Genomic DNA, 14,057 nt, shown 5'->3' with positions numbered 1-14,057 from the left:
TAACTCAAAAGTGGCCAACACCGCTACTGTTTATTACAGCAGTTTTTTACTGTGCAGTTATCCAGTGCGGCATACGCACACAGCGTTATCAGCCCAGCTAGCCTCGCTTATTCTTTTTCAGATTGAGAAAATACACAGTCTGATTGTTTTGGCGGCGGTGTCCAACTACGCTCCATTTTTGAAAAACTACGATAGCGTTCATCTTTCATCGCACGACTTAAGGTTTCCTCTAACTGAATAAACATGTCCCGGTAATGCACTAGATGTTTGTCATCTTCAGTGAAGCGTTGCCAAGCCTCATACAGCGTGTTTTTTTGCGCAAGTTCAGTTTCAAAAAACAGCGCACTTTGTTGCTCAGCTTTAAACGGATGCACGCCAAGGCGCGTTAAGGCGTGCTTACCCAGCTTGAGTGCAGAATGAAATGTTTCACTAACCATGAAGTCAGCCCCAGCTTTACGCAGCCTATACAAGGTGGTTCTATCAAATGCTCGTGCTAATACAATGACGTGTGGATACGTGTGCTTGATATATTCGGTAAGTGCAACGGCGCGGTCAGGGTTGTCGATAGCTATCACCAACATTTTAGCATCTGCAATGCCGGCAGTATGGAGCAAATCTGGTTTGGTTGCATCTCCATAAAAGCTTTTGGTGTTTATTTTTCTCATGTTTTCAACTTGTTGTGTTTCATGATCGATCACAACGGTTTTGAAGCCATTAGTCCTTAATAGGCGGTTTACTATTTGACCAAAGCGACCAATGCCGGCAATGATAACCGTGCCTTTCTCGTCAATAACATCAGGATCGCGAGTATTTTTATTTTGCTCATAACGCGGCAGAATGACTTTATCAAATAAAATAAATAGCCCCGGAGTGAGGAACATAGATAAAGCGACCACTAAAGACAGTATTTGTACAGTATCCACCGCTATAGCATGATTTTGTACTGAATAACTGAGTAATACAAAGCCGAACTCGCCGGCTTGCGCCAGACTTAAAGCAAATAACCAGCGGTCACTGTTTTGTATTTTGAAAATCATCGCAAGCAGAAATAGCACTAATGCTTTAATGACAATCACGCCGAAGGTCATGGCTAGTACGGGGCCGAAATTATCAATCAGTACGGTAAAATTAATCCCCGCGCCAACGGTGATAAAAAACAGCCCTAACAATAAGCCTTTAAACGGCTCAATCACAGACTCCAGCTCATGCCTAAACTCACTATTAGCCAGTACCACACCTGCTAAAAATGTGCCTAAAGCAGGCGACAATCCTACTAGGCTCATAAGCGCAGCTATCCCGATCACTAACATCAGTGCAGCTGCGGTAAATATTTCGCGTAAGCTCGAGCTGGCAACAAACCTAAATAACGGTCTACTGAGGTAATGACCGCCAATAACTACCGAAGCGATGGCTAATAACACCACAATGCCGTAGGCCCAACCGGGTAGGCCAGCGACTAAAGACAACTCTTCATGATGCTCAGACGCTGTGGATACCACTGAACGCGCTTTTTCAACCAATTCAGGTAAGGCTAGCAGTGGAATGAATGCCAGCATGGGAATAACGGCAATATCTTGGAATAACAGTACCGAAAAGGCGTTTTTCCCGCCCTCGGTTTTGGTGAGGTTTTTTTCATTAAAAGTTTGTAGCACGATGGCGGTCGACGACAGTGAAAAAATCATGCCGACAGTAAGCGCAACGCTCCAACTAAAGCCAAAGGCGATTGCAATCCCCATCACTACCAGTATTGTTACTCCTACTTGTAGGCCGCCTAAACCGATCAGCTTTTTGCGCATATCCCATAGCATTCGTGGCTCAAGTTCTAAGCCCACCAAAAACAACATCATTACTACACCAAATTCAGCAAAGTGTTGCAAAGTATTGGTTTCGCTACCGACTAACCCCGCAATCGGCCCAATGAAAACCCCTGCAATTAAATAGCCCAGAACAGACCCTAAACCAAAACGTTTAGCTAATGGCACGGCAATCACAGCAGCGGCTAAGTAGATAAAAGCTTGTATAAAATAAGCGGTCATCATTTATCCTTTAATTAAGTTGTTGAGGCAGTGATTGAGTGTTAAAGGCTTTGTCGCTGCTGGAATATCAAGGCTGTTGTTCGCTAACGCCGATAGTAGTGTTAGCCAATCATTGATATGCCCCTGTAGGCGATTTTCTTCAATGGCTCTGCGGGCACCAAAAAGGGCAAAAGGAGCTAAATAGGTCATACCGGTGAGGTTGGCTGTTTGCTCTAAAGGGTGGAGTAACTCACGTAAGGTAAAGTGGTTATAGCCATCAGTGTGAAACGCAGCTTCACTGCCTCCAGCGCTGATAGCACAAAAAAATGTTTTGCCTTTAAGTGCATTGCCCTTGGCACCATAAGCAAAATTATATTCAAGCACCAGATCCAGCCATTCTTTTAAAATAGAGGGAGTGGAGTACCAGTACAACGGGAACATAAAAATAATCACATCGTGTTCGCGTAATCTTTGCTGCTCTTTGTCTATATTAATTCTAAAGGTTGGATACTCAGCATACAGATCGACAGCTGTCACATGGTTATGGTGGAGAGTGGCTTCAAACAGAGGTTTATTGACCTCTGAGCGCTCTTGAGAGGGGTGAGCGTAGAGTACTAAAACTTTCTTTTTTTCTTTTAGCATGGTCAATCCAATGCAATTAATTAACTGGCTAATATTTAATCTAGCACAGCAATAGAAATTGCCGGATAAAGTTTACGGTCAATGGTGCTTAAACGATACTCCCGCAATACTAAGGGGCTTCAAGTATCGGCATTGCGTCGCTAATAAATGTGTTTTGACCTATGTAAGGACTTAACTTTTAGTCTAAGTCACACTAGAAGCCTGCATTTTAGCCATTTGCCTCTGAGGGAGTTGCGCTAAGTTTGCGGTTAACTAGTCGGGTTCAGCTTGGAGCGTTTCAGCACGGACAATATCAATCGATTTGTCAGCCTTAATACCAATACGGTTATCTTTAAAAATGTTAATTTCGATATCTTCTAGGCAGTTGCCGTTTTCATCGTAAACATTACTCAGAATAATGGCGCTGTTCACTGCACGAGTAAGAATCAACATAATACATCCTTGTATATGAGTAGTGATCAAAGTTTAGACTATTATCAGTAAGTGATTAGGCTTGAACTGAGTGTTTTTCACTGTTATGAGGCTGTTTTAGCGCGATTGTGGCTGTATTTTCTAATGAAAACTGAAACCTATGCCCACAAATTATTTTAATGACGAATAATCAGCCCCACTGTTTAGTCAGGCTTGGTTTTGCAATAAAAATATACCTACAAAGGAATATTCAGCTGAATCAACTAGCTACAGAGCTCACAGAAGCAACAAACAACTTAAATTTCAATTGTGATCAAAATTAATGGTAGATACAATGATGCAACCAGCTTAAGATGCATATAATAAGCGTGTTTAAAATGTGAGGCAAAACAATGTTAAATATTGACGATCCCGCCGCAACAGAAAAGACTCCAGCGTTATTTAGGCTCGGTTTTAGGCCTTTTTTTCTGGGGGGCGCATTGGTTGCAATGTTGTTTGTGCCGCTGTGGTTAGTCACCTGGTTTTACCCGCAGCACAGTTTATTTCAGACAGATTTTTGGGTGAAAGTGGTACCGCTTTGGTGGCACCCGCATGAAATGTTATTTGGCTTTGCGCTAGCCATCGTTTGTGGCTTTTTACTCACATCGGTACAAACGTGGACTCATCAACCAGGTATGAAGGGCTGGGCGTTGGCCATTACATTTGGCTGCTGGTTAGCCGCGAGATTAATGTTGTTATTGCCGGTATCAATCCCATTGTGGTTACCAGCCATATTTGACTCATTATTTATCGGATTTACAGCGATTAAACTCTGGCGTTGTGTTTACAAAGTAAAGCAATGGCACAATATTGGGTTCCCCATCATGTTAATGGTGGCATTAACCATTAACCTACTCAGTTACTATGCACTTAGTAATAGAGATTTTTCTTTAAGCTTGCAGATCTGGCAGGCAATGATTTGGTGGTTGGGCTTGTTGATCACCATTGTTGGCGGGCGGGTGATCCCCTTTTTCACTGCGATTAAAATTAAGCAAAGCAAACCGACTCCAATAGCGTTAATTGAAAAAAGTGTCATTATCGCGATGACAATTTTGGTGGGGCAGGCGATGACGAAAGTATTGCCGTTGGCTGCAGAGCAAGGGCTGTTATTGATTGCTGCTGCATTACACTTGCTACGCTGGTTACGGTGGTTTCCACACAAAACGCTGCAACAACCCATGCTATGGTCATTGCACATCGCTTACGTGTTTTTGCCTGTCACGCTGATAGCTCTCGCGTGGAATATTCATGACACCATGGCGTATCGCCATTTAATTCACCTGTTTGCCATTGGCACCTTGGCGGGCATTTGTTTGTCGATGATCTCGCGTGTATCGCTGGGGCATACCAGTCGTAATATTTATGAAGGCCCTAACATGACAGTGGCTTTTTTAAGCCTGCCACTTGCCGCATTTTTAAGGTCGGTGATGCCGATTATATGGCCAGAGCATTATCAGTTGTGGTTGTGGCTAGCAGGCGGCTTTTGGTCATTAGCATTTGGCATGTTTGTGGTTAATTATGCCGTTATTTTGTCAACACCACGTATCGATGGCCGGCCGGGTTAGATGTTGTCTTAATCTTTTTGTTTTTCATGTTAGTTCAAAGGTAAGTAGAGAATTTAATGAGTGTAAAAAAAGTAGTAAAACTAGCGAGTGTATTATGTTGGCTATCACTAGGTTCTATGGCCAGTGTGTTGCAGGCTGCAGAACTGAGCCCTGCAGCAAAAGCACAGGCTGAGCGTGATGCGGCATTAAAAGTAAAGTTCCCGACTCAATATAAAAGCTGGTTAGCCACCTCAGAGCAAACTGAACGTGAAGACATGTTAGCAAGTTATCCCGCAGCGATTATTTTGTGGGCCGGCTCATCGTTTGCAAAAGAGTACCATAGCCCACGTGGGCACCATTTTGCAGTGGCAGACGTAACACATACCTTACGTACAGGTGTGCCTCCAAAAGCGGGTGATAAAGGCCTGTCAGCTAGTTGCTGGACTTGTAAAACACCAGATGCCCCGCGATTAATGAATGAATTAGGTGTTGAAGGGTATTCGGCGAAGAACTTTACCGACTTAGGGGCTGAAGTTAACAGCGTGGTTTATTGCACCGATTGTCATGTCGACGGTAAAGCGCAGTTAGCGCTGCCAAGACCGCATGCGCAAGATGCTATGGCCAAAGTACATCTGCCATTTGATAAGCAAGATACCAATATGAAAGGCGCTCAGGTGTGTGGTCAATGTCATGTAACCTACTATTTTCAGCCTGAACGCAGTAACAAAGTTAATATTCCATGGATTTTCGGTAACAGCGTTGACGACATCGAAAAATATTACGATACCCGTCGCTTTTATGAATGGATCCATCCGGTATCGCAAACACCTATCCTAAAAGCGCGTCACCCAGAGTTTGAGCACTGGAGTCGCAGCCAACATGCTGAAGCAGGGGTTACTTGCATTACCTGTCATATGCCTGAGACGACCGACGAGCAAGGTAAAACCTTTACTAGCCATAAAGTGAGTAAGGCATTAGACCATTTTGAAACGGTCTGCCAAGGTTGTCACGAGAGCGAAAAAAGCATCACAAATACATTAGAAAACAACAAGACCAGTATTAATGCTAAAGCCAGAAATGTAGAAGACCTATTAATTAAAGCGCATTACGAAGCGGGCGCGGCATGGGAAGCAGGAGCAACTTGGTCTGTGATGAACGATGCGATTATGGCGATTCGTCATTCACAATGGCGCTGGGACTTTGCTATGGCATCGCACGGTTTATATGCTCACAACCCTCAAGAGGGCAATGAATTGCTCGATATTGCACTTAAGCAAGTGGTCTATGCACGTACTTCATTGGTTGAAATTTTAAAGAAGTTTGATATTAAAACAGTTAATTACCCCGATTACAGCACTAAAGCTGCAGCGCATGCTGCCATGAGCATTGAGCTAGATAAATTGACTGAGGCTAAAAAGCAATTTATTAAACAAGGAGTTGATAAGCACTGGTCTGAAGTAAGCCGTCACGGTTACGAGTAACTCTGGCTTGCGGTTAAGTCTTTTGCTATTGGCTGGCCCTTGGAATATAGGGCCGCGATAGTACTATTGTTGACTATGCGGTGCGTGAGTAACATTCAGCGCTGTGGACTGACATATTACAAAAAAGCCAGCGTATATCGCTGGCTTTTTGTTGCCAAAAATAATGCAGTCACTTAATGACTCGTATTGGCTTTTAATTGTTTAAAACAGTAAGTCGATGGCAAAACCTAAGCTAAACAGACCGCTAAATAACATGGTGAGTTTTGCAGTGCGTCCTAACAGAGGGTTAAGCTCTGCTCCGGTGACGTCATTAAAATCACGACATAAATTACGCGCAACAATAAATGCTAACCCTGCAAAAAGGACCGGTAAACCAGGAATCACGCCCATTAAAAATCCAGCGATAATAATAGCGAAAGGCAGATATATAAAGCTCTGATAAAAAATCCTAGCTTGAGCTAGGCCAACTCTTACTGCCATGGTTTTTTTACCTGCTTTAATATCGGTGTCCATGTCTCTGGTGTTATTTACCAGCATAATGGCGGCGTTAAGAAACCCAATAGCAGCGCCAAGTAACCATGCATTTGTGCTGGTTTCAGTGGCTTGCAAAAAGTAACTGCCGACCACGGCAACCAGCCCAAAAAAGACAAATGCGGCGATTTCGCCTAAGCCATGTGAGGCCAATGGATAAGGACCGCCACTATAACCTAATGCCCCTAAAACAGCGGCAAGTGCTAATAAAGCAATGGGCCATCCGCCATGCATAATTAGAAACGACCCAACCAACAAAGCTAAAACAAGGCAAAAAATCATCCCATTTCGCACAGCTGTCGGGCTGAGCATTCCGCTTTGTGTTACGCGAGTTGGGCCAACACGTTCAGCGGTATCAACACCGCTTTTAAAGTCAAAATAGTCATTGGCTAAGTTAACGGCTATTTGTAGCAGCACTGCGCATAGCATTGATGTGAAGGCGATAAACCAACTGAATTGTTCCAGTTGCAGGGCTAAAATATTACCCACTAATAAGGGGCCAATCGCCGCAGATAAAGTACGAGGGCGTATTGCTAGTATCCAAGGATTCATTATTTATTATTACTTAACAGAGATATATATCGCAGAATTACGAACCAACATAGAAATGTTGCCTGACTATGATAACAAAAATTCACACACCTAAAAAGTGGATTTTAAATGGCAAAAATCTGGCTTAGTTAACATTCTGGAAAGGTAAATGTACATCCTGTAAACAAGAGTTTAAATTATTAGATCTAGCGCACACCTGAGCCACTTCATGTGTGCAATATTCAAACACAGTTTTATCCAATTTATTAGTTTGGCTGTTATTGCGATAACGCATCTGGCGGTACTACAGGGATGTCAGAAGTTACCGGAAAATATGTCACTAGAGGGTTAGCAGTATGCGTTTTGATGGTCAAGTAGCAGTCGTTACAGGAGCTGCAGCAGGATTAGGAAGAGCATATGCTATTGAACTTGCTCAGCGTGGTGCGCGAGTCGTCATTATAGACTGCCTGGCGCATACAACCCATGACTCTGGTTTATATAGCTGCGCCGATGCGATTAAGGCAGTTGGTGGCGAAGTTAAAATGTTTTGTATCGATATTTGTGATTCTGTCATCGTAAAGCAAGCAGTAGATGATATTTTGGATGATTGGGGCAAGATTGATATTTTAGTCAATAATGCCGGCATCCATCACTCTTGTTCGTTTGAAATCTTAAATGAAGCGGATTGGAAACGTCAGTTTGATGTTGATGTAAATGGTAGTTTTAACATGACCAAAGCCGTGTGGCCTGGTATGAAACTTAATGGTTACGGCCGCATTTTGATGACATGTGCCAGTGCGATTTTTGGTGATGTCTACGAGTCGAGTTTTAGTGCGAGTAAAATGGCGCTCGTCGGTTTTGTCAATAGCCTGCACCTAGAAGGTGCACAGTTTGGTATTAGTGTTAATAGTATTACGCCTCATGCCGTCACTAATATGACAGCAGATCATTTAGCTCCAGCGGTGAGGCCGCTTTTTTCTAAAACCACAGCCGCCGCAGTAATGGTGTATTTGTGCAGTAATAGAGCTCCATCGGGCAAACATTTATTTGCAGCAGCAGGTTCAATTAGCCAAGGTGAAATGGTGACATTTGCCGCGAGTAGATTTACCGCCGAAGAGTGTACACCCAAGGGAATAGATAGCCGCTGGCAAGATATTTATCGTGCTAAGCCGTGCCGCGGACACTCATCCGGAGAGGCGCAAGTGTTGACGTGGGCAAAAGCTGCAGCAGAGGGGCGAAAAATCGTCATAGAGTAAAGCTGGCGAGAACAGGGATACTTGGGGTAAGCTAGTTTATATTAGTTGCAGCATATTCAGGTTCTGATGAGTCAAGTATTAGATGATTTACTCGCCTTACTTTCTCTAGAAAAGATTGAAGAAGGGCTTTTTCGTGGTCAAAGTCAAGATCTTGGCTTTGGTCATGTTTTTGGTGGTCAAGTGATGGGGCAGGCGTTAAGTGCCGCAAAGCAAACGGTATCAACCGACCGCAAAGTACACTCTTTACACTCCTACTTTTTACGTGCAGGTGACGAAAAACTCCCCATCATTTATGACGTTGAAAATATGCGCGATGGCGGAAGTTTTAGTGCGCGTAGAGTTAAGGCTATTCAAAAAGGGCGGCCGATTTTTTACATGACTTGCTCTTTTCAATCCCATGAAGTGGGTTTTGAACATCAAGCGGTCATGCCTGATGTTCCTGGGCCAGAAGGTTTACTAAATCAACAACAGCTTGCCGAATCGCTTAAAGGTAAAGTGCCTGACAAAATTCTTGAAATGTTTACTGGTGAAATGCCAATTGAGATGCGTATTGTCAATCCGATTAATCCATTAATGCCCGAAATCACCGAACCTGTGCGTTATATTTGGCTAAAAGCTAATGGTACGGTGCCAGAAAATGTCTGTGTGCATGACTACCTACTTGCCTACGCATCGGACTTTGATTTTTTAATGACAGCCATACAACCCCATGGCGTGTCGGTGCTTACTCCAGGAATGCGTCTAGCAACAATTGATCACTCAATGTGGTTTCATCGACCGTTTGATACAAGCGAGTGGTTGCTTTATAGCATTGAAAGCCCAAATGCGAGTGGTGGCCGTGGTTTTGTAAAGGGGCAATTTTTCAACCAACAAGGTCAGTTGGTGGCTTCTGCCACGCAAGAAGGACTTATTCGGATGTCTAAAAAACCAAACTAAAATACCGCTCAGCGTCTTAGAGTCGTAACAGGAACCAACATGATCTCAGTATTAAAAAAATGGACAGTGTTACTGTGCTTATTAACATTATCCGCTTGTGTCACCGTTAAAGAGCCTGAGGCCATCGTGGTCAATGGTGCTGCGGGATACCTTGAAAAAATAGCATTGCCACTTGAAGGGTGCTCAATCACTATTGCTATTATTGACTTAGATAAACGAGGCGTAATTGTGGCGCAAAAGAGTTTTAATATTGTCAGGGCGCCCATCCCATTCAAATTTATGCTGCCTGCAAATACCATCGATGATTCAATCAATTATGGCGTAGCGGCAATGATTCAATATCAAGGGAAAGTGATATTCCAAACTTATGATCGCTATCCTGTGATCAATAATAATAAATTCACTACAGAAGTGATCATGAAGCCAGTCTCATAGAGGCTAGCAATATTATTGAAGGAGCTTAGGCTCCTTTTTTGTTCACCCAATTAGCGTAAGAGGCCGCATAACCGTTAACCACTGCCAGTTATGAGTCATCCAACTTACCAATATGAGCCGCAACGAATGCTAACGCCTGAGCAGCAAATCATCCAATGGCTTGAACAGGATGACTATCGCTATCAAGCTCTCATTATTGCTGAGCAATTACAGTTACCACAATGGATGTTAGCCGCAGGTTTTGTGCGTAATTTGGTATGGGATAAATTGCACGGCTACTCACCAACCCCGCTAAACGATATTGATCTTATCTACTTCGACCCTAGCAACTTGACAGCTGAACAAGATGAGCGTTACCAAGCTAAATTAATGGCTATTGCGCCAGATTATGCTTGGTCTGTTAAAAACCAAGCTCGAATGCACCTTAAAAACCAGCATGCAGCCTATCAGTCCAGTTATGATGCAATGCGCTATTGGCCTGAAAAAGAAACAGCCGTGGCGGTGAACATTAACGGCTGTGGGTTAAAGCTATTGGCCCCATTTGGTTGTGAGCGCCTGTTCCAGCTGACATTAAGCCATAATAATCGCGCTGCAGCCGCGATCTTTGAGCAACGAATTAGCAGTAAAAAATGGCTAACGCGGTATCCGCAGTTGTACATTACAGCGTAAAACTAACTTCTCAGTCGATGTTAAAACAGTAATCAAGGCTCAGTTTGTCGAGGGGTGATTGGCTTTTTATTGCTGATTGAAAAGTGTTCTAACGGGGCGTTGGTCACGTAATTCCCGCTACCCAGCTCTAAATCGAGGGTTGAATGATGATCTAGATCACTTTGGGTGCGAGTTTGGTGATGGTTTGGTTTTAGTGTTGATACAGATCAATACAGCTGTTGTTGGATCTGGCAGTCTACGGGCAAATAATTAAATATTAACAACAAAAACAGCAACTCACGTTGTAATGATGGAGTCATATGATGAACAAAAATATCGTATCTGGATTAATTGCTACTGCCCTACTCACTACCGGTTTTGCCTCTACAGCATTTGCACACCAAGCTGGTGATATTATAGTACGTGCCGGTGTTGCGATTGTTGCCCCAAATGAGTCAAGCGCTGATGTGGCAGGTAATGGTGAATTTTCTGTTGATGATAACACTCAACTAGGATTGAACTTTGGCTATATGGTCACTGACAATTTTGGTGTTGAGTTGCTAGCTGCTTCACCTTTTAGTCATGATGTGTCTCTTGATGAATTAGGCAAAATTGCTGAAACAAAACATTTGCCACCTACCTTAGTTGCGCAATATTACTTTGGTGACGGTCAATCTAAACTGCGCCCATATGTTGGCTTAGGTGTTAACTTTACCAACTTTTATGATAATGAGTTTACCAATGATTTAGGTGGCGCATTAACAGATTTGAGTATGTCTAATTCATGGGGCTTAGCAGGGCAGGTTGGTGTTGATTATCAACTGAATAATAACTGGTTAATTAATGCCTCTATTTGGTACGCGCAAATTAGCACCGATGTTAAGTTTAACTTAGCCGACACCCCAGTTGAAATTGAAACCGACATCGACCCATGGGTTTACATGGTTAGCGTTGGTTACACATTCTAACAAACTGATTTACCGAGTAGCATCGCCAACAAAAAGGAGCCTCAAGGCTCCTTTTTTAGTTTTATCTGCCACACCATTTTATTTTTTTGCAGCGCGCTCAGCTTTCTTTTGTGCTTTAGTTTTCCAATGGCGGGTATTGTAAATAAACTCGGGCAGCAGCTTTGTTAGCCAAGCCACAAGACGCCAGCGTTTAGTAACATAAGCTTTGCGTTTACCAGCTTTCATGGCCTTAATTACTTGGCTTGCAACCTCGGCTGGTGGTGACAACCAAAGACGGTTTTTTTGTAAGGCGGCTTTATCAAGCAAGCCCAACTGGATATCGGTTAAAGTGATAGGAAGCTTTAAACGTTGAGCGTGCATACTCAAGCCTTCAAAGTAATTTTGGGCGTAACTTTTTGAGGCGTGGTAAGCAACATTTGGCCCACCTCGTAGTCCTGCAATGGAGTTAATTGCCGCAAGCTGTCCATAACCTTGGTCACGGAAAAGTTTAAATGCGGTATTACAGATGGCTGAAAACCCCTGCACATTTACAGTAATAATATCTTGCTCTGGTTGCCAAGGCAGTTCTGGGTCATAGCTATTCAATCCGGTATTAACCAGCACCAAATGCGCCCCGCCTAAGCTTTGCCAAACAGAGTGTAAGGTGGCAATAATAGCTTGCGGATCATCGATTTGTAGTGGAAATACTTCTGCCTTAGTCGGCAGAGATTGACTAAACTCTGTCAGAGATTGTGGATCTTGTGCTAATAAAGCGAGTTCTACACCGTCTTCAGCCAGCTGTTTGGCGATTTCACGGCTGAGTAATGAGCTTGCGCCCACAATAATTGCTGTTGCTTGTGTCATATAAGTATTCGACTTCGAATCGGTAACTCATGATAGAAACATAAGTGTATTAGAACAAGATTATTTGTTTGTGGCTGTGACAATGATGCATTGTTGAGGTCACTAAATAGCGACAATACTTGGCATAGAACAGTGATATGTATCGAAAAGTTCACCAATTATCAGCCATAGACATATAGACTTCTAGAAGTCTTAATGTATTATGAGGAGCGATAACATGAAAGCAGGCTGGAAGCCTTTGCTGTTTTTAGTGGCAGTGAGTTTACTATCGGGTTGTGCGGCTTCAAATGCTATGGTCGAGATCCATGGTGAAGTTTGGTACAAAGAACGCCTAGCATTACCTGCAGACGCCGTTATGACAGTAAAACTGCAAGAGGTATCTTTACGCGATGCTCCCACTGTTGTGATTGCTCAGTTTGAGCGAGGCAATGTGAGTACGCCTACCTTGTTTCAGTTTTTACTTCGCTTAGATCAGTTTAAGCAAGGGCACACCTACACGGTTGCCGCAAGTATTCGGCTTAACGATCAACTCATGTTTATCACCGACCAAACTTATAGAATCGATTTAGACTCTGTTGAGCCTATGTCGGTTTTACTACAAAAAGTGACGCACTAATTTAGTACCAAGCGTCCTTTTTTGTTGATTACTCTAATTGAATATGAGGCGCTGTACGTATGCCGGTAAAAATCCCTGACAATCTGCCCGCGGCGGAAATTCTAGAGTCTGAGAACATCTTTGTTATGTCTGAAACGCGTGCGGCGAATCAAGACATACGTCCAATGAAAGTGCTTATTCTAAATCTTATGCCCAATAAGATTGAAACCGAAACCCAACTACTGCGTTTATTGGGTAACACACCACTACAAGTTGATGTTGATTTGCTGCGGATCCATGACAAAGAGTCAAAGCACACGTCAATTGACCATATGAACAACTTTTATCGTGATTTTGAACAGGTACGCAACAGAAATTACGATGGCCTGATTATTACCGGCGCCCCCTTAGGCCAAGTTGAATTTGAAGATGTGTCTTATTGGGACCACATCAGAGAGATATTTGACTGGTCTCAGCACCATGTGACCTCAGTTTTATTTTTGTGTTGGGCAGCGCATGCGGCGCTTTACCATTTGTATGGGCTGAACCGCAAGTTGTTAAAAAATAAACGTTCTGGCGTATTCTCACATATGCGTACTAGTGAGCATTACCCTTTGCTGCGCGGTTTTGATGAAGAGTTTTATGCCCCGCATTCACGCTTTGCAGAAATGGACGTTGAGCAGCTGCACGCCCACCCAGCGTTAAAAGTGTTAACAGAGTCAGACACCGCTGGGGCTTATATGGTGCTGAGTAACAACAACCGTAACTTGTTTGTTATGGGGCATCCTGAGTACCAAAAGTCGACCTTAAAAGATGAATACCTGCGCGATGTATCACAAGGGTTGTCACCGGCGGTACCGCAAAATTACTTTAAAAATGACGACCCAAATCAGCAACCCATTGTTCGTTGGCATAGTCACGGCAGCTTACTTGTAAGTAACTGGCTTAATTACTATGTGTACCAGTTAACGCCATACAACTTAGAAGATATGAGTGGCATAACGCCTTGGGAATCAGAAACCCAATAAAGACTCTTTGTGTTCAGATGTATATTCACTGCCGTTACTGGCTGTAATCACCAACAACCTAAACCGCCTAAAGCATGTTTGGTTGTTGGTTTTTTATGTTTATCTCGCCTCTATACCCCCTGTTATATCTGGTTTAAACCTGGCTTTGAGCTGG

At 43.2% G+C, this 14,057-nt stretch carries 14 protein-coding genes; 9 read left to right on the top strand and 5 right to left on the bottom strand.

The genetic code is table 11. From position 1 onward, the window contains the following. Positions 1-107 precede the first annotated feature (107 nt). From RGE70_RS12640 to RGE70_RS12630, 3 genes are all read right to left on the bottom strand, one after another. On the bottom strand, positions 108-2,036 hold the full coding sequence (locus tag RGE70_RS12640) for a monovalent cation:proton antiporter-2 (CPA2) family protein (RefSeq protein ID WP_310472974.1): 1,929 nt from the start codon (positions 2,034-2,036) through the stop codon (positions 108-110). 3 nt (positions 2,037-2,039) lie between these two features. After that, entirely contained in the window at positions 2,040-2,657 is a 618-nt protein-coding gene (locus tag RGE70_RS12635) for an NAD(P)H-dependent oxidoreductase (RefSeq protein WP_310471804.1), read from the bottom strand. A 252-nt stretch (positions 2,658-2,909) separates the two neighbouring features. Beyond that, positions 2,910-3,089, bottom strand: a complete 180-nt coding sequence (locus RGE70_RS12630; protein WP_310471803.1) for a carbon storage regulator — start codon at positions 3,087-3,089, stop codon at positions 2,910-2,912. A gap of 371 nt (positions 3,090-3,460) precedes the next feature. Here RGE70_RS12630 and RGE70_RS12625 point away from each other — a divergent pair, with 371 nt between their 5' ends. Continuing rightward, positions 3,461-4,672 carry an NnrS family protein gene (locus tag RGE70_RS12625; protein WP_310471802.1) on the top strand — a complete coding sequence of 404 codons (1,212 nt, stop codon included), beginning with the start codon at positions 3,461-3,463 and terminating at the stop codon, positions 4,670-4,672. A gap of 116 nt (positions 4,673-4,788) precedes the next feature. After that, positions 4,789-6,132 carry an ammonia-forming cytochrome c nitrite reductase subunit c552 gene (locus RGE70_RS12620; RefSeq protein ID WP_375087949.1) on the top strand — a complete coding sequence of 448 codons (1,344 nt, stop codon included), beginning with the start codon at positions 4,789-4,791 and terminating at the stop codon, positions 6,130-6,132. A gap of 201 nt (positions 6,133-6,333) precedes the next feature. Here the strand turns inward: RGE70_RS12620 and RGE70_RS12615 are convergent, their stop codons facing one another. Beyond that, on the bottom strand, positions 6,334-7,215 hold the full coding sequence (locus RGE70_RS12615) for a 1,4-dihydroxy-2-naphthoate polyprenyltransferase (RefSeq protein WP_310471800.1): 882 nt from the start codon (positions 7,213-7,215) through the stop codon (positions 6,334-6,336). 335 nt (positions 7,216-7,550) lie between these two features. Here RGE70_RS12615 and RGE70_RS12610 point away from each other — a divergent pair, with 335 nt between their 5' ends. The 5 genes from RGE70_RS12610 (at position 7,551) to ompW (ending at position 11,437) form a co-directional block, all read left to right on the top strand. Then, the gene (locus RGE70_RS12610) at positions 7,551-8,450 is read left to right on the top strand and encodes an SDR family NAD(P)-dependent oxidoreductase (RefSeq protein ID WP_310471799.1); all 900 of its coding nucleotides are present in this window, start codon (positions 7,551-7,553) and stop codon (positions 8,448-8,450) included. A gap of 66 nt (positions 8,451-8,516) precedes the next feature. After that, complete coding sequence (tesB, locus tag RGE70_RS12605; RefSeq protein WP_310471798.1) at positions 8,517-9,386, top strand: acyl-CoA thioesterase II; 870 nt, start codon at positions 8,517-8,519, stop codon at positions 9,384-9,386. A gap of 39 nt (positions 9,387-9,425) precedes the next feature. Next, positions 9,426-9,821: a YbaY family lipoprotein gene (locus RGE70_RS12600; protein ID WP_310471797.1), complete on the top strand. Its 396-nt coding sequence runs from the start codon at positions 9,426-9,428 to the stop codon at positions 9,819-9,821. A gap of 90 nt (positions 9,822-9,911) precedes the next feature. Next, the gene (locus tag RGE70_RS12595) at positions 9,912-10,490 is read left to right on the top strand and encodes a nucleotidyltransferase family protein (RefSeq protein ID WP_310471796.1); all 579 of its coding nucleotides are present in this window, start codon (positions 9,912-9,914) and stop codon (positions 10,488-10,490) included. Positions 10,491-10,789: 299 nt separating this feature from the next. Continuing rightward, positions 10,790-11,437: an outer membrane protein OmpW gene (gene ompW / locus RGE70_RS12590; protein WP_310471795.1), complete on the top strand. Its 648-nt coding sequence runs from the start codon at positions 10,790-10,792 to the stop codon at positions 11,435-11,437. Between the two features lie 78 nt (positions 11,438-11,515). Here ompW and RGE70_RS12585 read toward each other — a convergent pair whose 3' ends face one another. Continuing rightward, on the bottom strand, positions 11,516-12,280 hold the full coding sequence (locus tag RGE70_RS12585) for an SDR family NAD(P)-dependent oxidoreductase (protein ID WP_310471794.1): 765 nt from the start codon (positions 12,278-12,280) through the stop codon (positions 11,516-11,518). A gap of 217 nt (positions 12,281-12,497) precedes the next feature. Here RGE70_RS12585 and RGE70_RS12580 point away from each other — a divergent pair, with 217 nt between their 5' ends. Beyond that, on the top strand, positions 12,498-12,896 hold the full coding sequence (locus tag RGE70_RS12580; RefSeq protein ID WP_310471793.1) for a YbaY family lipoprotein: 399 nt from the start codon (positions 12,498-12,500) through the stop codon (positions 12,894-12,896). 59 nt (positions 12,897-12,955) lie between these two features. Continuing rightward, the gene (metA, locus tag RGE70_RS12575) at positions 12,956-13,903 is read left to right on the top strand and encodes a homoserine O-acetyltransferase MetA (protein WP_310471792.1); all 948 of its coding nucleotides are present in this window, start codon (positions 12,956-12,958) and stop codon (positions 13,901-13,903) included. The last annotated feature ends 154 nt before the right edge of the window (positions 13,904-14,057 follow it).

Source organism: Shewanella youngdeokensis, from assembly GCF_033180165.1.
Classification (GTDB): domain Bacteria; phylum Pseudomonadota; class Gammaproteobacteria; order Enterobacterales; family Shewanellaceae; genus Shewanella; species Shewanella youngdeokensis.
This window is presented reverse-complemented; position numbering and strand designations above follow the sequence as displayed.